The sequence below is a fragment of the Photobacterium sp. AWH4_225 genome (assembly GCF_056158405.1).
In genome coordinates, this window is record NZ_JBSWTF010000004.1 from 1,589,750 (window position 1) to 1,611,343 (window position 21,594).

Below are 21,594 nucleotides of genomic sequence, written 5' to 3' on the forward strand. Positions count from 1 at the left end.
CATGACCATGAAAAGATTTGCGCCGTATTTATTTGTTTTACCCTGCCTACTTTTAATAGGCATTTTTACTTATTGGCCGATAGTTTCGTCTTTTGTCTATAGCTTCCATAGCTGGAATTTCCTCAGCAGCGACATGCCGTTCGTCGGACTGGAAAATTACCGCTACTTGCTCGAAGGCGAAGAGTTTCGGAACTCGCTTTATATTACTTTGGTATTTGTGGTGATCTCGGTGCCGGTTCGCCTGGCCCTTGCTTTGTTGCTGGCTAACTTTCTGGTTAATGAGACCAAGCTGGTACGCTTCCTGCGCGGAGCTTACTTCTTGCCATCTGTTACCTCTACGGTCGCTATCTCGGTGATCTGGAGTTGGATTTTTGCCACTGATTTCGGTTTGGTGAACAGCATCCTCAGCACGTTCGGGTTGGAGAAAGTGACTTGGTTGCAATCACCGATGCTCGCGCTATGGGTGGTGATCATCGTCAATACCTGGAAACAGCTGGGCTACGACATGGTGATTTATGTTGCTGGTCTACAAGCTATTCCCAATGAGCTTTACGAAGCGTCACAGGTTGATGGGGGCAAGAAATGGCATGTGTTTCGCCGTGTGACCTTCCCATTAGTGATGCCGACGACCTACTTCCTATTGATCATCTCTGTTGTGGAGTCATTCCAGATATTCACCATTGTTAATGTGATGACCAATGGCGGGCCGGCATTTGCCACCGATATGTTGGTGAACCTGCTTTATCGTACCGGTTTTGTTTTGTTTGATATCGGTCAGGGCTCGGCGCTGGCGGTAATTTTGTTTGTGATTTTGCTGGTATTGGCCGTGGTGAAATCGAAGTTGATTGGTAAGAAGGTGCACTATGAAGGCAGCTAAAGTGATTCAGTTAGCGCCGAAGAAAACCCGGTGGTCGTTGTCGATGGTGATGTTGACAGCTTTGGCGCTGATGTTTTTGTTCCCAATTGGGTACGGTGTATTTCTCTCGTTTATACCGTTTGATACTTACGCCTCTGGGCAAATTGGTTTCTCGTTGGAGAACTATGCCTACGCCTTTACCCAGATGAATTTCCCGCTGTACCTATTGAATACGGCCATTGTGTCGGTGGCTGTGACGGTGCTGAGTTTGACGGTTTCTATTTGTGCAGCCTATGCCTTCAGTCGGATTGAATTCAAGGGGCGTGAGCTGTTGTTTTGGCTGGTGGTCGCAACTTTGATGGTCCCGGGGCATATCAGTTTGATCCCAAACTACCTCAATATGGCAAAAATAGGCTTGCTTGATAGTTACTGGACGTTGATTTTGCCTTCTATTGCCAGTGGCTTTGTCACCTTTTTCCTGCGCCAGTACTTTAAGGGGATCCCAAAGGCGATGGATGAAGCGGCCTGGATTGACGGTGCCAACCACCTTCAGGTGCTGTGGAAAGTGATTGTTCCTATGGCCCGTCCCGCGATTGCCGCGATGGCATTGTTTACTTTCCTTGGCGAATGGAATTCCTATATCTGGCCATTAATCGCTACCGACAGTGAGGAAGTGCGCACCCTTCAGATCGCGCTGTCTCGGCTCTACGCCAGTGCTGCAGATGACGGCATGGTGAACTGGCCGTTGGTAATGGCGGGGGCGACGCTGACTATGTTGCCGACATTGCTGTGCTTTAAGTTGGTAGAAAAACACTTGGTCCGTGGTATTGCCATGGGCGCGTTAAAGTAAGAGATAACATGATGAAATCACAAATTGCTTCACACCGTGGCGGAACGCTTGTCTGGGGTGAGAACAGCCGCCGTGCATTCGAAAATACTTTGAACCTACCGGTAGAGCTGGTTGAATTTGATATCCACCCTTCCAAAGACGGTATTCTGGTTGTCCATCATGATGCGACACTGGATCGCACGACTGATATGACCGGCCCGGTCAATGCCAAAACTTGGCAAGAGCTTGCGCAGGGTAGCGTGAATTACTCTGGTGGTCAGCGCATGATGACGCTGGAAGAGCTTTGCGAGATGTATCACGGCAGTGACATTGTGCTGCGCTTGGAAATCAAGGCAGATGTTAACAAGGAGCCCTATCCAGGCGTGGTGGACAAGGTGCTGGATATACTTCAGCAAACGGGCATGTTTAGCCAAACAATTATTTCTTCATTCAACTGCGAAGTGTTGGCGGAGCTAGCAGAAAAAGCTCCGGAGCTCTTTACTATCTGGTTGATGCAAAGAAATATGCCACGCTTACTTGGTACTGATTTTGCGATAAGCCTTGCCCAATCCATGAAGGTGAATGAAATCTCAGTCCATGTCACCCAGCTTGATACAGGGGCTAAAGACAAAGTATTGGCAAGTGGCTTGAAATACGGGTGTTACGGCGCTCATAGCGCTGAATTGATCCAAACCGCCCTCGAGCATGGGGTACATGCTTTTACCACCGACCGTCCAGACTTGGCTATCACACTTCGCAACGCATTTATGTTGGAGAAAGCATCATGACCGCTATTGCCCTGCAGCACATAGATAAAACTTACCAGGAAGGCAATCAGGTTGTCTTCGATGTCAACATGAATATCGAAAGCGGTGAATTTATCGTGATTGTCGGTCCGTCAGGCTGTGGCAAGTCGACGTTGCTGCGGATGATCGCAGGTCTTGAGGAGATCACCGGTGGCGATCTGATCATCAATGATCAGCGGATGAATGATGTGTTGCCACAAGATCGTGATCTGGCGTTTGTGTTCCAGAACTATGCCCTTTACCCGCACTTGACCGTGCGCGATAACATTGCATTTAGCTTGGAGCTTCGCGGCGTAGATAAGAAAACTCGTCATAAGCGAGCGGAAGAGGTGGCGAAAACACTGCGCCTGGAAGAGTATTTGGATAAAAAGCCGGGTCAGCTTTCCGGTGGCCAGCGCCAGCGTGTTGCTATGGGCCGTGCAATTGCCCGTGATGCGGGTATCTATCTGATGGACGAGCCGCTGTCGAACTTGGATGCTGAGCTGCGTAACTCGATGCGGGCGCAGATCAAACAGCTCCATCGAAACCTGGGCAATACCACCATTTACGTGACTCACGATCAGATTGAGGCGCTGACCTTAGCCGATAAGATCGCGGTGATGAAAGGCGGTGTGTTACAGCAATTCGCCAGCCCAGAAGAAATCTATGATAACCCGGCCAATGTTTTCGTAGCTTCGTTTATTGGTGCGCCGCCAACCAATATCTTGCCGCTGGAAGTTAACACTGGCCGTGCACAGCTTATGGGCGATATTGCCAGCTGGCTGGTGCCAGATAGCAGTCTTGCATCAGGAAATTACCTGCTGGGTATTCGACCGGATAAAATGGCAATCATGGATGCGAGCTTTGCCAAGGATATTCGTTGGCAGGCGGATGTTGAATTGGTAGAGACAACAGGAAGTGATCGTATTATTCATTGCCGCTGTGACGGCCACAAGTTCCTGCTTAGTGTTGATCGCCGGTACCGGATCCAAGAAGGCGAAACCATTGATGTTGGTTTCAATATTGGTGATGCCTTACTATTTGATGGTGAGACAGAAGAGCGGATTTATATTCAGTTGAGCCAGGCAGAACAGGCGGCATAGAAGGAGTTCGTTGCCGCCCTCATCTTGAGCTCATCTTATGTGAGCAATGAAATGGCTGCCTTGTGCAGCCATTTCTATTTCAACAGTGACTAACTGCGCGAGATCACCCAAGTTGATTGGCAATCATTACAACAGATTTCGGCATCGCTGATGCTTTTGTTGATGATCTGGGTGTTTTCAGAATCGCATTTCGGGCAGTGGGTCCGCGTCGGTGGGCAGTTAAGCTCAACACAGTGGTTATGGTTGTCCTTTGCTTTGACCATAGGTTGTTTGCAATCTGGGCACAACATGATTTAACACTCCTTATAATTTCTACTGACTTCATGTCAGCTTTGCTGTTATGCCTTTTATGACTCTAAAGTGTGTGGCACAAAAATTGCGCCAAAGCGGCAGAAATAAAAGGCATGCAATGTAATATCACCGTTGTTGTGGTGTGACCAGCATATGGGCTGAATTGTTGGCAATTTGTTGATCGCAATCATGAATAGGCAAAAACAGTGAATAATTTTGCGAACTATTGTTCGAGTCTGTAATAGAGCTGCATTTGACCTGTCATTATACTTTCTTATCTCTGTCACCTTAGCGTCCAATAACTGAATTATTTTGCCTTTTTCTGAAATAAAGGTGAAATATGTTGCCTCCATTACGTGCCCTAGTGGCTTTCGAAGCGGTTGCCCGACTAGGTTCTATCGGGGCAGCAGCCAGAGAACTCCATGTTACACAGGCGGCTGTTAGCCAGCAGCTCAAAAGCCTGGAGCAGTTTCTTGATTGCGCCCTTTTCGAGCGGAGCCAGCGTGGTGTCATGCTGACATCCACTGCGCAGCAATATTTGCCTGCGGTCACCGGTTCTCTTCACCACCTCAAGCTGCAAACTGAGCTGTTGTTCGGCAAGCAGCAGCCCGATGTATTGCGGGTGAAAGTCAATCATTCCATTGGTCATAACTGGCTGATCCCAAAGCTCAAAGATTTTACCGAGAAGTTTCCTTTTATTCGGCTTGATCTGTCCTTGGTCGATTGGCCGTCAAGGGAGCCATGTATTGATGCCGATGTTGAAATTACCAATGGTTATCTGGAGACCGAAACAACCCGGGCTGAGCGGTTGTTTGAAGAACAATGGTTGATGGTGTGCTCTCCGGCATTCAAGCAATCCCATGCCGAACAACTTGCCTGCGGTGATATTGCCACTTTGCCAGCGATACAAGTCAAAGGCTATGAAGAAAGTTGGATGCAGTGGCTGGCGCATAACCAGCGCTTGCCAGAATTGCCGAATATCCAGTTGGAGCTGAGTAACTCTCTGCATGGCCTTGAAGCCGTCAAGCAGGGGATCGGCATGATGCTGGTTCGCTCACTAGTCGCCGAGCGGGATTTGTTGTCCGGCGAGGTAGTAACCGCCATTGATGGCTGCATGCCCTCGGAATCTGGCCATTATCTGATCACTGCCAATAAGCGTGATGCCAAGGTGAATTTCTTCTGTGACTGGCTCCACAAGCAGACGCAGGGCAGTCAGCCACCACAGGGGGCTGGGGAGCAAAATAGCGCTGAGCCCCATACCATTTCTAAACCCAAACAGAGCAACCCCTAAGTTTTTCTTATGGCGAACATCGGAAAATATGACGTTGAGCCAAACAAGCTTGTCATACACGGCAACTAGGATAGCGGGCATAGAGTAAAGGAAGTGCTTATTCCATGAAAATTACATCTCAAATACTAACAGACAAAGCCAGGGTCTTGCTGTTCATTGCACCTTTGATGGCGCCACTGATGGCATTCTGGTTGATCCCATTTGGCTGGAGCGTTTATATCAGCTTTACCGACTGGGACTATATTTCACCTGACTACTATTATGTCGGTTTTGAAAACTACCAGTATCTGCTGGAAGACCGCGACTTCCACCAAGCGATGCTCAATACCTTTTGGTTTGCATTGGGTGTGGTGGTGCCGACTGTTGGCCTTGGCTTGGTATTCGCCCTGATGCTGCATAAGAATTTTGCTGGTAGCCAGTTCTACCGGGCAGTGATTTTCTCGCCATGGATCACCCCGACCGTAGCGGTGTCGATAGTGTGGTCTTGGGTATTCGAAACCAAGGCAGGGCTTGCCAACCTGTTGTTGGATAAAGTGGGTTTTGCCCCGATCCCTTGGCTGGAAAGCGGCGATACCGCCATGGTTGCCGTCATTATTGTCACCGTGTGGCAGGCGATTGGCTGGACCATGCTGTTCTATATCAGCGCCTTGAACAAGATCCCAACCTCTTTATATGAAGCAACACTGATCGATGGTTGCAGTCCGCTGACGCGATTTTTCAAGATCACTCTGCCGCTGATATCACCGACTACCTTCTTCTTGGTCATTGTGAATGTTATCAATGCGATCCAGGCATTTGACCAATTCCAGATCCTTACCCAAGGCGGCCCGAGCGGCAGCACCCGTACCCTGCTGTACCTGTTCTATCAAACGGCATTCGAACAATACGACATGGGGCCTGCGGCTGCGACCTCTATGATCATCCTGCTCATTACCGGGGTGCTCACCATTATCAATACCGTGATGGGTAAACGTTGGGTGTATTACTAAGGACAGTGTTATGACAATGCAATCTGTAGATTTTCCAACCGGCAACCAGCCTGCGGCAAAGGCGCTCAAATTGGCCAAGTCGGCGCAGGGCGGTATGGCTGAAACGACAATAACGGCAGGTGATAAATCTCCATCTTTGGGCAAGCTATCTGTTACGGCCAGTCTTGCCAAGGCGACCATTGCCAAACATGTATTCCTGGCCTTTTCCGGTCTGATCATGGTGTTCCCATTTATTTGGATGCTATCGGGGTCGATGAAGTCGAATGATGAGATTTTCAGCAACCCGCTCAACATCATTCCTGAGCAGTTCCGCTGGGAAACCTTTGTCGATACGTTCCAGTTGGCTCCGTTCGGCCAATATATTTTCAACAGCTTCTCGGTGGCATTTTTCACCACACTGTTTGTAATTGTGAACTCGGCGATGTTTGCCTATGCCATCACCCAGCTCAAGTTCCGCTCACGTACCTTGCTGTATTTCGTGGTGATGGGCAGTTACATGCTGCCGGGGGCGGTGACTTACATTCCGTCGTATATCACCTTGGCAAATATGGGGCTGCTTGATAGCCACGCCGGTCTTATCTTGTCCAGTGCCGCTAGCGTGTTCGGGGTGTTCTACCTGCGCCAGGTGTTCCTGAAGATCCACCCGTCTTTGATTGAGGCGGCGCGTATCGACGGTGCTGGGGAGCTAAAAATTCTGTGGGCCATCGTGCTGCCACAATGCAAGGCAGCGTTGGCCACCTTGTTCTTGATTACATTTATCACCAACTACAACAGCTACATGTGGCCGAGTTTGGTGATCACAACCCAAGAGTTGCACTTGATTGCAACCGGGATCCGCCAGTTCTTTATTGCAGAGGGTAACTACGGCCTTAACTGGTCGCAGATCATGGCTGCCAGCACTATCGCTGTCGTGCCTCTGCTTGTTCTATTCATGATTTGTCAAAAAACGATTTTGTCCGGCATTGCCGATAACGGTGTTAAAGAGTAAATGGATATGAAACTAAAAACACTCGCAATTGTATGTGCATCTATTGCTAAAGGTTCTGTTGTAATAGGCGCTATGGCGGTTGCAGGAACTGCAATGGCTCAGACTGAGGTGAACTTCTGGTATTCAGGTGGTACTCAGCCTCAGCAGATGATGACCAAGCTAATTGAAGAATTTAACGCGAGCCAGGACGAGTACGTTATTCGCGGCGCATTGCAGGGCAACTACCAAGAAACTTTCCAGAAGCTGCAGGCTGGCATGGCATCACGGACCGCGCCAGAGTTTGTTTTGGTAGGTGCTTCTGAAGCTAGCTCGATGGAAAACCGCGGCCTGACCCGTGACCTGCGAGATTTCATCACGGATGATTTCAACTACGATGACTTTATCCCGGCTTTCCGTGCTCAGGGAACCGCCGACGGTGGTGAGGTGTTTGGCCTGCCAGCTTACGGTACAACGCAGGTACTTTACTACAACAAAGCAAAATTGGCTGAGCACGGCTTTACCGAGGCGGATCTAGCTACTTGGCAAGGTCTTGCCAAGGTTGCAGAAAAAGTAGCGGTCAAAGATGCCCGCGGCAATACCGAATACTATGGCTGGGAGCCAATGTGGGGTAAGGACAATCTGATTGACGCCGCATTCTCCAACGGTGCCAAGGTGATCAGTGAAGACGGCAAAACCGTGATGATTGACTCGCCAGAGTGGGTTGAAGTATGGGAAAGCTTCCGTAAGTGGATCCACGATGACAATGTGATGCGTATCCACCACGGTGGCCAAGGCTGGGAATACTGGTACAAGACCATTGATGATGTGATGAAGGGTAATGCTCTGGGCTACACCGGTTCATCAGGTGACCAAGGTGATTTGGACTTCACCAAGTTGGCCGCAACGACCCAGCCGGGTTGGGGCGATCATCCAGCAGCCCCTCAGGCAGGCTCTTTGATGTTTGTTATGCCAAAAGGAACCAATGACAAAGCTGCACAGGGCGCATTTGAATTCATGGAGTTCTACACCAATGCGGCAAACACCGCGCGCTGGTCAATGTTTACAGGTTACATCCCAGTTCGCCAAAGCGTGAATGAGGTGCCTGAGTACCAAGCCTTCACCAAGGAAAACCCGCAAGCACTGATCCCGCTCAAGCAGGCGACAACGGCTTCGGTTGACTTTATGGACCCGACCAATGGCCGTATTCAGGACGCCCTGTCTATTGCCGCCGATCAGGTGCAGATTGAAAACATCCCAGCTGAAAAAGCCCTCAAGGATGCCGCCAAGCGCGCGCAACGTGCCTTGGATAGAGCGAACCGCTCTTAATTACCAAGTTGCTTTAGGGTGAACAGGCATCAAGCCAATCGTGCTTGATGCCTGTTCATTATCGAAAAACATATCTAAGAGAATTTTTCATGCTGACGTTTTCGGGTGAATTGGCTTTTGGCCATCAAGTCGAACGCTTTGTGGTGCCTGTCGGTACCCAAAACATATCGTTGACAGGTACTACGGTAAAACAGGGTTTTCTTTACGCTTACCTCTATGATGCCAAACAGCAACTGCGCATGGCGATCTTATGGGTAAAGCCTGAGAAGCAGGTAATGATAAGCCAAGATATAGCTTCACTTGGCGGTATTGCCGGCGAACTTCCTGCCGGTGAGTGGGAACTGCATATCTATAACTTGGAAGGCGAGGGCCGTAACCATAAACCGATGCAGTATCAGGCTGATATTGCGTTTGACGTTGCGACCGATGAGCCTAGCGAACAAGCTGTAGCTCCTGCCATTGCCGTGCCGACCATTGCCAGTTTGAACACAGCGAATCAAATAGAGTTTGATTACTCCAAAATCAAGACGCCAGAGTCCCGTTGGTTCCGGGGCGACTTGCATGCGCATACCGTGTTGTCTGATGGCCATAACACGTTGGAAGCAGCGACAGAGATCATCGAGAACCAGCAATTAGACTTCATGTTCCTGACCGAGCACAACATTTGTCATCCGGCTTTGCCTGATAGTGATCGTACCCTGATTTTGCCGGGTGTCGAGGTCACGACCGACAAAGGCCATTTCAATGTCCACGGGCCAGTGGCTGGTCTTGCGATGCGTAATGCAGATTACAGCAGCGAGGCATTGATCCATCAGGGTTTGGCGATTGCTGGCAATATCAGTATTAACCACCCGATGATGAAGCCTTGGCATTGGCACTACGCTGATATGCCTTTGGCAAGCGTCGACACTATGGAGTTGTGCTGCGATCCGACGTGGTCGACTTCTCCGGCTTCTACTGAATCGGCGCTGGACGTGCTCAGCGCTATGTGGAACTGCGGCCACCGAATCTATGCCGTGGGCGGCAGCGACTCGCATCTCGAACCCCACGAGCGCAACCCCAAAGCGACCGAACCTTCCATCTATGGCGATCCATCAACCTTTGTGTTCTCACATGGCTTGAGTGGTGAAGGTATTTTGGCTGGGCTTAGACAGGGTCATGTATACCTGGAGCGACGGTGTGGGTTAGCGGTTTCTATCAATAACGGCAGTGTATTGCCGGGGCAGGATGTCGGTGAAAGTGAGTTGAATTACCAGCTTGCAGTTGCGGATAGAACATCACCCTATTTTGCCGAGTGTGTGGCAGACGGCGAGGTGATAGCGCGCTATCAAATCAGTCCGGAAGGCGTTGAATTTGGTATTGAGATGCAACATCACAATTGGGTGCGCATTGATATTCGCCGCGGTGACCTGGCTAACATGGTAGCGGGCGAGAAAGGCGAGTTTGAAGGGGTGATCAACCCAGTATTTAACGGTCTACAAGCAGTATTTGCTCAACCTTCGGTAGCGACCTGGGGTGAGCTGATGGAGACGATGGAAAACAATGGAAATTAAAGGCGTATTGTTCGACAAAGACGGGACTTTGCTCGAATTTCACCAGATGTGGCTCAAGGTATCGCAAGGGGTTGTTGCGGCATTGTTGACCCGTTACCCGGCACAAGATGAAGTCACGGCAACGGCAATGCTTGAAGCGATTGGTGTCTATGGTGAGCGGGTTGATAACTACGGCTTGCTGGCCTCGAATCCGGTAGAGGATACTTCCAAAAAGTGGTTTGAAATGTTGGCCCCGCAGTGCGATTTCGTGGCTTTCAATCATGAAGTGAAAGGCTTGTTCAACCAGCAAGTCGAGCAGATGCCGGAGCTGATCCAAACCCTGCCAGGGATTGAAAGCACACTCATAAATCTGAAACAAAAGGGATTTAAGCTTGGCATTGCCACCGCTGATACCAAAGATGCCACCCTCTACTCCCTTGAGCAGGCAGGGATTATTGAGCTTTTCGACTTCATCGGTTACTCCGATGGCGATATTGAGCCAAAGCCAGCACCAGCATTGATGGAAGCTTTCTGCCAGCACTGTGATTTGCATGCTGCCGAGGTAGTGATGCTGGGGGATACCGTGTCGGATATGAAGTTCGGCATTAACAGTGGGGCACGAAGCGTGGGTGTTTTGACCGGTACAGCGTCTCACGAAGAGTTGGCCTCCCATGCTGAGTTGGTGCTTGATTCTGTGGCAGAGTTTACACCTTGCCTGCTCAAGTCCGCGTAAGTGATTAATTAGAACAAAAGACATAACGGAAATTATTATGGCTGAAGTCGTACTTCGTGAGGTAGAGAAGGTCTACCCAAATGGATTTAAAGCTGTGAAAGGGGTCGACCTTACGATCAAAGAAGGCGAGTTTATGGTGTTTGTCGGCCCGTCTGGCTGCGCAAAGTCCACGACTTTACGTATGATTGCTGGTCTGGAAGAGATCACCGACGGTGACATCATGATCGGTGACAAGCGGGTCAATGATCTGCCGCCAAAAGATCGTGGGATCGCAATGGTGTTCCAAAACTATGCGTTGTACCCCCATATGTCGGTTTACGACAATATGGCGTTTGGCCTCAAGCAGCAGAAACTAGACCGCCATGAGATTGACCGCCGTATTCGCGAAGCGGCAGAAACGCTGGAGATCACCCACCTGTTGAACAACAAACCGGGAGAGATGTCTGGCGGCCAGCGCCAGCGAGTTGCACTGGGGCGCGCTATGGTAAGGAAGCCGGATGTCTTTTTGTTCGATGAGCCGCTGTCCAACCTTGATGCCAAGCTACGCGTATCGACCCGAGTGAGTATTGCCCAGCTGCACAATGATCTGAAAAATGAAGGCCAAACAGCCACTATGATCTATGTGACACACGATCAGGTTGAAGCGATGACGCTGGGCGATCGGATCTGTGTCCTCAACCAAGGCCAGGTGATGCAGGTCGATACGCCGATGAACCTGTACCAGTACCCAGCCAACAAGTTTGTGGCAGGGTTTATTGGCTCGCCTGCGATGAATATGATCAAGGCCGCAGTATCGCTCGAAGAGGGCAATATTTACCTGCAGCCGGAAAACGGCCCTAAGTTGTTATTACCGGCAGACAAGGCCGGTAAAGTGATGGACAAGGTCGGCCAGCAGGTTTGGTTAGGCCTTCGCCCAGAGCACATCAGTGTGGTGGACGAGCAGGACATGGCGCACTCAACCCAGGACATTGAGCTGAAAACAATCAATGTGGTGGAGTCGATGGGTAACGAGCTTTACCTTTATTTCAATATTGGTGATGTGAAGCTGGTGGCGCGGGTACCGTTTAATCCTCAGCAGTCAATCAGCCACGGCGAACTAAAGCCGCTGCACTTTGATATGTCACATTGCCATCTCTTTGATATCGAGACTGAAGCTGCTTTGCTTTAATAGTTGAAAGTGAGTGTTATATGGAAAAAGAGCGCCTACTTCATGAGGCGCTTTTTTGTTTTCCTTAACGTGTGTTCTCCCTTGCCAGATCGGGCTCGCCGCTGTTTTCCAAAATGATTTTCCTTGCGGTATTACGTAGTGCCAGTGTTGCCTGCCAGTCACTGCCATCAGGTTTGATGAGGGGGCTAATGATGACTTCGATATCGCCCTTGCGGGGGAAGAGGGACTTATCCCTCAGTATTGAGCGGGTGCCTTTCAGTGTTACGGGCAAAAGAGGAAGCTGTTTTTCGACCGCAATTTGGAACGCGCCGAGATGGAAGTCATGAACGCCAGCCATGCGGTATAAAGTCCCTTCAGGGAAAATGGTTAGCGGACTTGGTTTATCAGCAAAGGCTGCCAATTGACGGCTATCAGTAATGCTTTTTTGGGTATCAAATCGTTCGACAAAATGGGTTCCCAGCTTGCCGAGGAAAGTTCTGGCGAAGAAGTTCTCCTTGAGTTCGGATTTGGCAACAAACTGATGTTCTTTGCCTGTTGCAGCCAAGAGCACCAAGCCATCAAGGTAGCTGGCGTGGTTGACGATAACCAGGTAGGGAGAGTCATCTTTGGGCAGGTTGTCGATACCCGTTATCTCCATCTTAGTTCTGGTAAGCTTGATGAGCGAACGGGCTCCCCAGCGTGCTACTGACCAGCAGGACTGACGAGAAGGTAAAGTCGCCACCAGAACCCACACCGGTGGGGCTAACAGCGCCATAACCAACCACATATAGCTGGCAAAACCCCAGTCAGCGGCCAGTCGTTTGAATCGGCTAAATGCTGGCTTGGCACTGGATACAAACAAACGGGTTGCTTGCCACCATACTGCACGTTGTGGGGCATTGAGTTTGTTTTCCTCAAATAACGTTTTACATGCAGAGCGACGGATTTTACCACTGGAGGTTTTAGGTACGGTATGGGGAGGGCAGAGCTCAACTACATCAGTGGGAATCCCAAGCAGGTTGATAGACAGGTTTTGTATTTCATCCCGGAGTTTTTGCTTTTGCTGTTCATCATTGAGTTTGGTTTCGGCCAACACAACCAGTTGTTCGGTACCGGTTTTGGGGTTGGCACTGGCAAACACGGCGATACAGCCCTTGCGGATGCCTTCCAGTTGGCTAACAGCAGACTCCAGTTCTTGCGGGTAAATGTTGCGACCTGCCTTGATGATGATGTCTTTGACCCGTCCGGTCAGAAAAAGCTCACCTTCCATCGTTAAGGCGCGGTCGCCTGTACGCAACCATTCGCCATGGTAAAGTCCGGCGGTTTTATCTGGCGCGCGATAGTAACCCGATGTTGAAGAGGGGCCTTTGAATTCCAATTCGCCTTCTTGGCGCTCAGGCAGCTCCCTGCCTTGGCTGTCGACGATACGGATCTGGTGCCCTGGAAGGGGGTGCCCTAGGCCAATCAACGGAATACTGTGTTCGAGCAGAGCGTTGATATCTGGTTGCTCGTCTTGGTCGTCTTCATTTCCTTCTGAGTTTAAGGTTTTGTCTGCAGCGGCTTTACCTGAACTCATCACCGCTCTACCCGAGTTCATCATCGTCTGTCTGTCGGCCCATTCAACCCTCGGGGTACGGGTGCTGAGCGGGAACGTCAACCCCACCGAAGACTCTGCCAGACCGTAAACCGGCGTCATGGCTTCTGGGGTGAAACCATGCGGCTCGAACCGTTGGGTAAATGCTTTCATGGTCGCCGGGCTGATAGGCTCGGCGCCGTTCCAGCAATGCCGGACACTAGAGAGATCCAAGCCTTCTAGATCGGCATCCGGTATCTTGTTCACGCACAATTCATAGGCAAAGTTAGGGGCGGCGGTAATGGTTCCCCGGTGATGGTGCAGTGCCCACAGCCAACGTTTGGGTTGGGTCAGGAAGTTGAGCGGAGACATGATCACCAAGGGGATCGCATGGTAAAGGCTGCCGAACCAAGCGCCGATCAAGCCCATGTCGTGATAGACAGGCAGCCAACTGACAAACACATCATCGGAGGTTGCGCCGACGGCCTTGCCCATGGCCCGTATATTGGCAAGCAGGTTGGCATGGGTGAGCTGCACCCCTTTCGGTACCCCAGTACTGCCCGAGGTATATTGCAAAAAAGCGATGTCGTCGGGCTGGGCATTTCCTATTTGCTGATGCTCGGAAGAGACGGATTCAGCTGACAGCATTTCAATTTCTTCTGCTGTGACAATGTGCTCGAGTGCTGGTACGTGGAGCTTAAGCAGGGTGGACAAGCCCTTGGCCTGTTCTACTGTGATTAGCATTTTTGTCTCGGCGTTTTGCAGTATCTTACTGTGCCTGACAAGGTGATCCTCGATTTGCGATGGCCTTGCGGGCGGGTATATCGGAACTGGGATCGCCCGCGACAATAATATCCCGAAGAAGCAATAGAAATAGGCATTGCAGGTCGGCAGCATGATCGCCACGGTATCACCTGGGACGATACCAAGATCCTGAAGCCGGCTGGCTATGATCTTCGCCTGCTGGTAAAGGGTTTGGTAGCTGATCGACTCAACATTGTCGGCATCTTGGTAGACATACAGGTGCGGGCGGTCACCATGCTGATCAACATGCCAACGCAGCAACTCTTGCAAGGTTTGGACTTGATCCGGATAACTCGACGCTGTTGGTAATTCTATTTTCTCAGCAGTAGCTTTAATCGCTGTCGGATGTTGCTCGGCATTGAAGATGGCATTGAGCAAATCTCGTGGGGTGTCGATTTCCGCCAGTGTTTGTGAGGGCAGGGTGAGGGCAAATTGTTGTTCGGTTCGCTGGATCAGCTCTGCCCGGCCTAAACTGTCGAGGCCAAGGTCTTGGTCGAGGCTGCTATCAAGTTGAACAGTGCTGCTATCGAAGTTGTCAGGATTGATTTCCTTGGCCAGTTCAGTAACCAACTCGAGTAATGAATGGGCAGCCTGTTTGGGATCGGAGTAGGGCGGGATATTCTGGCTTTCCATGGGCTACCCTTTTTCTTGTTATGATGCCTAAAGTGTAGCCAAAATCGGCATTAATGCCGTTAAATGTATGAAAAGTGTGGTGATGTGCACAGTCGGTATAGTGTAGAGTCTATTGCCCGTGCTGATTACCCTTTTAGGTAGCTCAAAGGGTTATCTAGTTTAAATTGTTCGGCGGTGAACGGTCTGTCACTCAAAGCCAGCTGTATTTGATTCTGGTGCCTGCTCAGTAGTAATGAATGGCCTTTGAAGTGCAGTAGGTTGTTAGAAAAATCATAGAGGTCAAACTCAGCTTGTTGGATTTCCCCCTGATTGTATATTTGCCTTATTAGCTCACAGTAGTAGAAATCCCCTTCCTTTGCTGAACTGAATTCAGCTTGCTCAATTTGGTATCGATGCCCGTTAATCACGATTGCCTTGGCTGCAGGTCGTTTTCCTGCTGACAGTATTGGTTTTAACACCTTTTGGCGGGAGCAAAGCCAAACACTCAGCGTCAAGAATAGTAGAGTTGTGACAACAAACATCGATACCTCTTTAATTGAACAGGTGATTAAGCGCCCTGTGCGATCTGGCTCAACATGGCTTTATGGGTTTCAAGCCACTGAGAGAAGTTTTGGGGTTTACGGCCTGTCAGCATTTCGAATTCCTCGCTGGTGCCATCAGAGAAAGCGCCACGGGCATGTTGGTCCATAGTGGTGACCATGGCGACAATACCTTCAGGCAGGCCAAACGACTCAAGCTGTGCTTTTAACTCTTCATCTGATTGGTGGATCACCTGGATATTAAGCCCCAGTGCCTGGTTGATCTTGGCCGCCATTTCGTCAGTGGTTAGAGACTCCGGACCATTAAGTGTCAGGGTCTGCTTGCCAGTTAGCGCTTTAGCAACAGAAGCGGCAGCCGCATAGGCAAGGTCAAGACGGCTGAGCTGCGCGGAGCGGCCCTCTTTCGCTGCGGTTAGCCACGCTTGGGTTTGCAGCGTGCTGGCGAAGAACTCTGCAAGGTTCTCGAAATACCAGTTATTGCGCAGGATAGTCCAGTCGCTAATGTGGCTATCAGCAATCGCTTTTTCTGTTGCTTCATGTTCAAAGGCAAAGACAACCGGTGAGGTATCAGCGGCAGGCATAGACGTATAAGTCAGGTGCTTAATACCGACATTTTGTGCTGCCACTACCGCATTGCGGTGAAGTTCACTGCGCTGGCCAATGGCATCAATACTGATCAATAGTAGGTTGTCGGCACCGGTAAAAGCCGCTTCCAGTGAGGCTGGGTTTGAGAAGTCAGCTTCACGGACATCCACACCTTGTTCGGCCAATTCGGCGAGGCTTGCAGCGTTACGCGTTGTTGCAATCAGTTGGCTCGCCGGAATATTAAAATCATTCAAAAGGTAATCAATTACTTGCTGGCCAAGTTTACCTGAAGCGCCTGTAATAAGAAGTTTGCGATCTGACATGGTGTTTCTCCTGGTAGTGTCGTCGTCGGCTTGTACCGCCGAATGTGCTGTTGGTAATCACTATATCGTTTATTATTTGATTGATAATTAGCTTGAAGATAAACTCACTGTTTAGTTTTGATAAACAATAGGGCAGGCATGAATATCTCAATTGATGACATGGTGGTATTTGCTGTGGTGGTGGAGCAGCAGTCGTTTACTAAGGCGGCTGATGCACTGGGCCTTGGTAAGGCGCGGGTATCACAGGTGGTGTCGAGGCTGGAGTCTAACTTGGCTACAAGGCTGCTTAACCGTACCACTCGCTCTCTGTCTTTGACTGAAGCAGGGGCGCTGTATTACCAAAAATGCAAAGAGATACAGGACATCGCCAATTTGGCCAACACAGAAGTGCAGCAAGATACTGCCGAGCCAAGTGGTCTGATACGTATTTCGACCCCGGTGGGTAGCCCTGATTTGGTCAGGTTGCTTAGCGAGTTCTTAAAGCTCCACCCCAAAATCAGCCTGGATATCTTGGAAAGCGATGGTTACCAGGACTTGACCGAGGAACGCTGTGATATTGCCATTCGTGCCTCGAGTGCGCTGGTTGACTCGAGCCTGTATGCAATCAAAGTCGGAGAGTTTACCGACATGCTCTGTGCATCCAAGAGCTACCTTGAGCGCTTTCCACCGGTTAAAGATATCAAGGATCTGGCTACGATGAATTGGCTCAGCCATGCCATTGTCCACGGGCGAAAGCACTTGGTGCTGAAAAACAGCCAAGGGCAGGTGAGTGTATTGAATAAAGAGCCCGCATTGTCAGTGCGGACCACGGCCATGCTGAGGGATTTTGTCCTGACGGGGGAAGGGTTTGCTGTCATGCCAAGCTTTGTGATTGAGAATGAGCTTAAATCACAGCGAATTATCCGGATATTACCAGAGTTGCATGGTGTTACAGTGTCTCTTTATGCGGTATACCAGCACAAAACCCTGATGCCGAAGAAGGTGAGGGCGCTGATTGATTTCTTTAAAGCGCATCCGTTGTCTTCGTCGGTGTGATAACCCTTTGAACAGTTAATGCTTATGACGTTTACATGAAAGTCACTCGCTAGGCTGTGGGAGCTAACTCATTTGTGCCCCTTTCCTTGTTAGTGCAAGCACTCTTTCACGGACTGCTATTCAAGCTGTCCATGTGAACACCAATAAAGCTCATAGAGTGCTAAGCTCACATGATTCCAAAGGCGGTGTAATCAGCTAATATGGAGTGGATTAAGGTTTGCCTCATTATTTTACAAAGTAGATTAGATGTAATACTGCGGTTTAAAAGAATGGAAGTCCTACTCTGCTAACGTTAAGCGTTATTAGAAACAATACGGTTGAGCCAAAACGTTCCCAGTCTGTAAGACATAAATGATGATACAAGCCGCAGAGATTATGAACGAAAAAATCGCAATCCAATGACTAAGTTTGGCGAAGATACTCATTTGTAGGAGTCGATGAATGAGGTTAGATCTTGCTTCTGATTCAAAATATGAAAATGCCCAGATCCCGTTAAAAATGATTGAAAGAGTAAAACCAATCGACGCTACTTTGAGGGCGAATGAGTCTTGGATGAGGGCGGCATCCCCGACAATCGCAAAATAAAATGCCATACTTGTGGCAGTAAATGCATGATGGATCCATTTACCCGTTTGATTTTTAATTGCTGAAGTCACCGCTTTCTCCCACCTGGAATCGTAACTAAGTGATTGTAAAAAAATGTTTAGAGCTGGTAATTGTATTCCAAGCGAACATCTGTACTATCTAATGATTTTCCCCAGTTAACAAAAAAACGCACGTTTTGCTTAGAGTCAATTTGATAACTGACTGCAGCTTCATGTAAAACCCCGAACATTGATTTCAGCTGATTATCTCCCCCTAATTGGGAAGAATAGGTAGGGTTGTAGTTCATCCAGACATCGTCACTCATGGCAAGCTTAGAATAGAGCCCAACAGTGGCATAGCTGGCTGGTATTTCATAACCTTCATTGTCTTGAATAACAATGCCTGCTCCCGCTAAAGGGTAGAGCTCTAGTGGTCCAAATGCGGGAAGCGCTTGGAGAAAAGAGTATGATGCGAGCCCACTTTGCTGCTCAAAGTTCCAGTTAAAATCAATTTGACTACCCATACCATTTGAGGTGTTGACTTTAAAGTGACGGTACCGCACTTCGTTAATGGAATCGTTTCCCTCTAAACTTAAAGAATCACCCAACGCCCCTTTTAGTTCTAGAACATGCATTGCGATTGTTTCTGGGTCCATGGTGTCGTATGCGCTACCAAGTTTTACATTGAGCCCTTTGTTGGTGATCCCGCTGCCTACTTGCGTGTAAACGGCCATAGGATCACTCATGTCTTGAAGGCCGTCTGAACCAGTAGAATCAGAAGCAAGTGCAATAGTATTGGGTAGTACAGCAATTAATGCCGTGAGCAATTGTGATTTCATTTCTATGCCTTTATATGTTTACTACTCGTCATTGAGCGGTCAACACTTTTCCATTTGCGATGCCTATCTAAAGCATCAAACTGGTTACAAATATTAATGAGTCGTAGGCGAGGAATGAAATAACTAGATTAGCGTTAATAAATTACTGTTGGTTATTTTATGTCTTTGTATTTTTCGTAATGGGATACCAAAACAAAAACGTTAGCTGCTACATAGCCGGATAAATGATCGAATCAAAGTTTGTCACCGTGGCTTTATCGCGTTGTTACTTAGGTTAGTAAGTCAAAATATAACTATTCGTAATATTTTGATGTGCGCTAAATCATTTCAGTTAGGCTCACTGACTTCCCTATTATTGCCCCAGTCGATTAACTCCTTCTAAACAACAGAGGCAAATTATGAAAAAGACTTTACTAGCGGCATCTCTAGCACTACTAGCAACAACGGTTACGAATGCTAGCACTACTCTAGACGATACAGATTTTACTGGATTACGCGTATACCATCATATGAAAAACATAGTTGGACATATTAAGGCTAACGGCATTAATGAGTTTGAGCACCCAGACATAGCGGACCATACCTTCTTTGTTATCACTCCTGCGCTTGATCATTTGTACTCAAAGGCTGTGCTAGATGTACGTAACGGCCCTGTCATCTTAGAAACCCCGCCACGTGACAATCGTTACGCTTCGGTTCAAATTATTGATTCAGAGCATTTTACTCTATACGCTGAGGCGTCACCTCAAGAGGGCGGCAAATACCTGATTACTCGTAAAGGTGCAGATTACGCCATACCAGAAGGGGACTTCACGGAAATCCTCGAAGTGAATGACGATCTGCCATTTTTGTTCATCCGCACTGAAACTAAAATGTATCGCGACGACGGCTACGCAGACCAAAATCGCCGTCAACTTAAACTAACTCCAGTGGTTGCAGCAGAGCCTATAACAGTCCCTAGCACACAAGATCCACGCGAAGTAATAAATTTTGCGATGTCATTAAACGATGGCTGGGAAGAAACAGAACCTTACGTGCTGAATGCATCTGCTACTTATACGTATGAGCGTTATGAGAAAACCGTAGACTACATTACGTCACAAATTGCCAACGGTGTCCTAGTCAATAATGAACACGGATTTGAGCCGCCAACGCACCCTGACGCTAATGGTGACAACCTAACTCGCGCCGCCATTACGCATATCGGTCACCTAGGTTTCCCTGCATACCATGCTTACTATGAGAACATTCCAATGTCTCCAGAGGGTAAGCCTTTAAATGGTTCTGAGCCGTTTGTGTTGACGATGGAGCACAACTTAGATCTTGATTACTTCTGGTCTGTCACTCGCTACAGCTCGGCTACACGCTTACCGTTAGATCCAGTCACTATAGATGGCAGTAACCGTCAGGCATTTGCACTGCACAATACGATGCCAGACGAGAATGGGATGGTAACCATCACCTTCAGTGCAGAAGACCCACAAGATGGTACTTACTGGATGCCAGTAATTGACGGTGAGCAGTATTACTTTGTCGCACGCTACTACGGGCCACGTGGAGGTCTACAGGGAAAAACAGCTGCAAGTATTATGTACAAAGACACGCCGTTAGAAACTATCTTTGCACCAAAGGCTTCATTTTAAAATAAGCTGACTTCGATTAAGCCATCACCAGTAATGCCATATTTTGCATACCAATGGTGGTGGCTTCTCAATTTTCGACTGGTAAGCCGTGAGCCTACCATTGTTATTCACTCCGAATCGAACTGTGATAACCTATTCGAACTTGCGCAATAGGGGTCACTCATGAAAGATATTGAAATGTTAAGGCTTGATTTTAATAGCTTGAAGTTACTGAAAATTCTTGGTGAAGAAAAAAACACCAAGCGCGCGGCAGAGCGGCTTTTTATTAGCCAGCCAGCGGTGAGTAAGTCACTCAAGAAGTTGCGAGAGCAATTTAATGATCCCTTATTTACGCGTCGACTACATGGATTGGAGCCCACCCAAAAGTGTGAAGAGCTGCTTGCTCAACTTCCTGATATTCTCTCTAGGCTAGAGTTTTTGTTCGAGCAAGGAACGAGCTTTGATCCATTCACCTATACGGGAGAAATCAGTATTCACCTTAATACGGTGCTTTATCATCCTCTTATGGGAGCTCTATTCAATCAACTTACAACGCTTGCCCCCAATGCCACGATTCGCTTTGAAAATTGGTCAGGCGAGACTGAGCAAAAGCTCAAAAACAACCAAGTCGATTTAGGGATCAACTTTGAACCCATTGCTCTATCGAAGGAAATCATTCAAAAGCCAGTGCGTATCTCAAGAATTAGGATGTGTTGCCGTAAGGACCACATACTTACTACTCAAGCTAAATTTACTGCAGAAGACATTGTTCAGCATCCACTCGTTTTAATGCTCATGCCAGATTATAATCCTGGAGAAAATTATGCCGCCATCTATCTAAAAAGCAGAGGGTTAACACCCAAGATATTATTACGTTCCGATAAGATGGAGTTGTGTTTTGATGCGTTGAGAAATCATAATGGGCTTCTCCCCGTAACTGAAATTGTTGAACATATTTTACCCAGTGATCTTACAATTTTACCTTTATCTCATTTGGACGGTATTCCAGAGTATTCCATTGGTTGTTTTTATTCTCACCGAACGCGTAATTCCCATTATACTCAGTGGCTTAATGATGTTGTGGCTTCCGTCATTAATGACTTATTGGAAAGCAATGAACAGAGTAAAGATTAAAGAACAGTCGGTTCTAAAAACCAACGGGGACAGGTCTAACCTTTTTCCTCACTTAAATTAATTTATGAAATACT

General features: G+C 48.5%; 20 protein-coding genes. 14 read left to right on the forward strand and 6 right to left on the reverse strand.

The features are described 5' to 3' along the window. Positions 1 to 133 precede the first annotated feature (133 nt). From ACXAD4_RS24360 to ACXAD4_RS24375, 4 genes are read left to right on the forward strand one after another with little or no spacing between them, the layout of a single operon-like run. Positions 134 to 877 carry a carbohydrate ABC transporter permease gene (locus ACXAD4_RS24360; RefSeq protein ID WP_222549441.1) on the forward strand — a complete coding sequence of 248 codons (744 nt, stop codon included), beginning with the start codon at positions 134 to 136 and terminating at the stop codon, positions 875 to 877. Beyond that, positions 864 to 1,706: a carbohydrate ABC transporter permease gene (locus ACXAD4_RS24365; protein ID WP_475244621.1), complete on the forward strand. Its 843-nt coding sequence runs from the start codon at positions 864 to 866 to the stop codon at positions 1,704 to 1,706. The genes ACXAD4_RS24360 and ACXAD4_RS24365 overlap by 14 nt, the downstream gene beginning before the upstream one ends. A gap of 8 nt (positions 1,707 to 1,714) precedes the next feature. Further along, positions 1,715 to 2,473: a glycerophosphodiester phosphodiesterase gene (locus ACXAD4_RS24370; RefSeq protein WP_475244622.1), complete on the forward strand. Its 759-nt coding sequence runs from the start codon at positions 1,715 to 1,717 to the stop codon at positions 2,471 to 2,473. Beyond that, entirely contained in the window at positions 2,470 to 3,573 is a 1,104-nt protein-coding gene (locus ACXAD4_RS24375) for an ABC transporter ATP-binding protein (RefSeq protein ID WP_475244623.1), read from the forward strand. Before ACXAD4_RS24370 ends, ACXAD4_RS24375 begins: the two co-directional genes overlap by 4 nt. An 89-nt stretch (positions 3,574 to 3,662) precedes the next feature. Here the strand turns inward: ACXAD4_RS24375 and ACXAD4_RS24380 are convergent, their stop codons facing one another. After that, positions 3,663 to 3,863, reverse strand: coding sequence for a hypothetical protein (locus ACXAD4_RS24380; protein WP_107297314.1), 201 nt, complete (start codon positions 3,861 to 3,863; stop codon positions 3,663 to 3,665). Between the two features lie 341 nt (positions 3,864 to 4,204). On the opposite strand from ACXAD4_RS24380, the gene ACXAD4_RS24385 reads away from it, so the two are divergent. From ACXAD4_RS24385 to ACXAD4_RS24415, 7 genes are all read left to right on the forward strand, one after another. Next, complete coding sequence (locus tag ACXAD4_RS24385; protein ID WP_475244624.1) at positions 4,205 to 5,155, forward strand: LysR substrate-binding domain-containing protein; 951 nt, start codon at positions 4,205 to 4,207, stop codon at positions 5,153 to 5,155. A gap of 104 nt (positions 5,156 to 5,259) precedes the next feature. Then, entirely contained in the window at positions 5,260 to 6,144 is an 885-nt protein-coding gene (locus ACXAD4_RS24390; protein WP_107297312.1) for a carbohydrate ABC transporter permease, read from the forward strand. Between the two features lie 94 nt (positions 6,145 to 6,238). Continuing rightward, the gene (locus tag ACXAD4_RS24395; RefSeq protein ID WP_475245633.1) at positions 6,239 to 7,132 is read left to right on the forward strand and encodes a carbohydrate ABC transporter permease; all 894 of its coding nucleotides are present in this window, start codon (positions 6,239 to 6,241) and stop codon (positions 7,130 to 7,132) included. Between the two features lie 6 nt (positions 7,133 to 7,138). Beyond that, the gene (locus tag ACXAD4_RS24400) at positions 7,139 to 8,437 is read left to right on the forward strand and encodes an extracellular solute-binding protein (RefSeq protein ID WP_475244625.1); all 1,299 of its coding nucleotides are present in this window, start codon (positions 7,139 to 7,141) and stop codon (positions 8,435 to 8,437) included. A gap of 89 nt (positions 8,438 to 8,526) precedes the next feature. Continuing rightward, positions 8,527 to 9,990: a CehA/McbA family metallohydrolase gene (locus ACXAD4_RS24405; protein WP_475244626.1), complete on the forward strand. Its 1,464-nt coding sequence runs from the start codon at positions 8,527 to 8,529 to the stop codon at positions 9,988 to 9,990. Next, on the forward strand, positions 9,980 to 10,702 hold the full coding sequence (locus ACXAD4_RS24410; protein ID WP_475244627.1) for an HAD family hydrolase: 723 nt from the start codon (positions 9,980 to 9,982) through the stop codon (positions 10,700 to 10,702). Before ACXAD4_RS24405 ends, ACXAD4_RS24410 begins: the two co-directional genes overlap by 11 nt. Before the next feature lie 37 nt (positions 10,703 to 10,739). Further along, complete coding sequence (locus ACXAD4_RS24415; RefSeq protein WP_475244628.1) at positions 10,740 to 11,870, forward strand: ABC transporter ATP-binding protein; 1,131 nt, start codon at positions 10,740 to 10,742, stop codon at positions 11,868 to 11,870. A gap of 64 nt (positions 11,871 to 11,934) precedes the next feature. On the opposite strand, the gene ACXAD4_RS24420 is transcribed toward ACXAD4_RS24415, so the two are convergent. The 3 genes from ACXAD4_RS24420 to ACXAD4_RS24430 all read right to left on the reverse strand — a co-directional run bounded on the left by ACXAD4_RS24420 (position 11,935) and on the right by ACXAD4_RS24430 (position 16,306). Further along, complete coding sequence (locus tag ACXAD4_RS24420; RefSeq protein WP_475244629.1) at positions 11,935 to 14,859, reverse strand: AMP-binding protein; 2,925 nt, start codon at positions 14,857 to 14,859, stop codon at positions 11,935 to 11,937. Positions 14,860 to 14,984: 125 nt separating this feature from the next. After that, positions 14,985 to 15,380 carry a hypothetical protein gene (locus ACXAD4_RS24425; protein ID WP_475244630.1) on the reverse strand — a complete coding sequence of 132 codons (396 nt, stop codon included), beginning with the start codon at positions 15,378 to 15,380 and terminating at the stop codon, positions 14,985 to 14,987. A 26-nt stretch (positions 15,381 to 15,406) separates the two neighbouring features. After that, the gene (locus tag ACXAD4_RS24430; protein WP_475244631.1) at positions 15,407 to 16,306 is read right to left on the reverse strand and encodes an NmrA family NAD(P)-binding protein; all 900 of its coding nucleotides are present in this window, start codon (positions 16,304 to 16,306) and stop codon (positions 15,407 to 15,409) included. A gap of 138 nt (positions 16,307 to 16,444) precedes the next feature. On the opposite strand from ACXAD4_RS24430, the gene ACXAD4_RS24435 reads away from it, so the two are divergent. After that, on the forward strand, positions 16,445 to 17,341 hold the full coding sequence (locus ACXAD4_RS24435; protein ID WP_475244632.1) for a LysR family transcriptional regulator: 897 nt from the start codon (positions 16,445 to 16,447) through the stop codon (positions 17,339 to 17,341). Between the two features lie 302 nt (positions 17,342 to 17,643). On the opposite strand, the gene ACXAD4_RS24440 is transcribed toward ACXAD4_RS24435, so the two are convergent. Together ACXAD4_RS24440 and ACXAD4_RS24445 are read right to left on the reverse strand one after the other, a co-directional pair. Then, complete coding sequence (locus tag ACXAD4_RS24440; RefSeq protein WP_475244633.1) at positions 17,644 to 17,997, reverse strand: hypothetical protein; 354 nt, start codon at positions 17,995 to 17,997, stop codon at positions 17,644 to 17,646. A 47-nt stretch (positions 17,998 to 18,044) separates the two neighbouring features. Beyond that, complete coding sequence (locus tag ACXAD4_RS24445; protein WP_475244634.1) at positions 18,045 to 18,764, reverse strand: hypothetical protein; 720 nt, start codon at positions 18,762 to 18,764, stop codon at positions 18,045 to 18,047. A gap of 509 nt (positions 18,765 to 19,273) precedes the next feature. On the opposite strand from ACXAD4_RS24445, the gene ACXAD4_RS24450 reads away from it, so the two are divergent. Beyond that, entirely contained in the window at positions 19,274 to 20,407 is a 1,134-nt protein-coding gene (locus ACXAD4_RS24450; protein WP_475245635.1) for a DUF1254 domain-containing protein, read from the forward strand. 162 nt (positions 20,408 to 20,569) lie between these two features. Continuing rightward, positions 20,570 to 21,520: a LysR family transcriptional regulator gene (locus ACXAD4_RS24455; RefSeq protein WP_475244635.1), complete on the forward strand. Its 951-nt coding sequence runs from the start codon at positions 20,570 to 20,572 to the stop codon at positions 21,518 to 21,520. The last annotated feature ends 74 nt before the right edge of the window (positions 21,521 to 21,594 follow it).

Bases quoted from the DNA above. Each gene is read 5' to 3' on its own strand.
- ACXAD4_RS24420 (WP_475244629.1), bottom strand. From the start codon at position 14,859: ATGGAAAGCCAGAATATCCCGCCCTACTCCGATCCCAAACAGGCTGCC.
- ACXAD4_RS24365 (WP_475244621.1), top strand. From the start codon at position 864: ATGAAGGCAGCTAAAGTGATTCAGTTAGCGCCGAAGAAAACCCGGTGG.
- ACXAD4_RS24445 (WP_475244634.1), bottom strand. From the start codon at position 18,764: ATGAAATCACAATTGCTCACGGCATTAATTGCTGTACTACCCAATACT.
- ACXAD4_RS24410 (WP_475244627.1), top strand. From the start codon at position 9,980: ATGGAAATTAAAGGCGTATTGTTCGACAAAGACGGGACTTTGCTCGAA.
- ACXAD4_RS24430 (WP_475244631.1), bottom strand. From the start codon at position 16,306: ATGTCAGATCGCAAACTTCTTATTACAGGCGCTTCAGGTAAACTTGGC.
- ACXAD4_RS24390 (WP_107297312.1), top strand. From the start codon at position 5,260: ATGAAAATTACATCTCAAATACTAACAGACAAAGCCAGGGTCTTGCTG.
- ACXAD4_RS24395 (WP_475245633.1), top strand. From the start codon at position 6,239: ATGGCTGAAACGACAATAACGGCAGGTGATAAATCTCCATCTTTGGGC.
- ACXAD4_RS24435 (WP_475244632.1), top strand. From the start codon at position 16,445: ATGAATATCTCAATTGATGACATGGTGGTATTTGCTGTGGTGGTGGAG.
- ACXAD4_RS24400 (WP_475244625.1), top strand. From the start codon at position 7,139: ATGAAACTAAAAACACTCGCAATTGTATGTGCATCTATTGCTAAAGGT.
- ACXAD4_RS24425 (WP_475244630.1), bottom strand. From the start codon at position 15,380: ATGTTTGTTGTCACAACTCTACTATTCTTGACGCTGAGTGTTTGGCTT.
- ACXAD4_RS24370 (WP_475244622.1), top strand. From the start codon at position 1,715: ATGATGAAATCACAAATTGCTTCACACCGTGGCGGAACGCTTGTCTGG.
- ACXAD4_RS24455 (WP_475244635.1), top strand. From the start codon at position 20,570: ATGAAAGATATTGAAATGTTAAGGCTTGATTTTAATAGCTTGAAGTTA.
- ACXAD4_RS24385 (WP_475244624.1), top strand. From the start codon at position 4,205: ATGTTGCCTCCATTACGTGCCCTAGTGGCTTTCGAAGCGGTTGCCCGA.
- ACXAD4_RS24405 (WP_475244626.1), top strand. From the start codon at position 8,527: ATGCTGACGTTTTCGGGTGAATTGGCTTTTGGCCATCAAGTCGAACGC.
- ACXAD4_RS24360 (WP_222549441.1), top strand. From the start codon at position 134: ATGCCGTTCGTCGGACTGGAAAATTACCGCTACTTGCTCGAAGGCGAA.
- ACXAD4_RS24380 (WP_107297314.1), bottom strand. From the start codon at position 3,863: ATGTTGTGCCCAGATTGCAAACAACCTATGGTCAAAGCAAAGGACAAC.
- ACXAD4_RS24450 (WP_475245635.1), top strand. From the start codon at position 19,274: ATGAAAAACATAGTTGGACATATTAAGGCTAACGGCATTAATGAGTTT.
- ACXAD4_RS24415 (WP_475244628.1), top strand. From the start codon at position 10,740: ATGGCTGAAGTCGTACTTCGTGAGGTAGAGAAGGTCTACCCAAATGGA.
- ACXAD4_RS24375 (WP_475244623.1), top strand. From the start codon at position 2,470: ATGACCGCTATTGCCCTGCAGCACATAGATAAAACTTACCAGGAAGGC.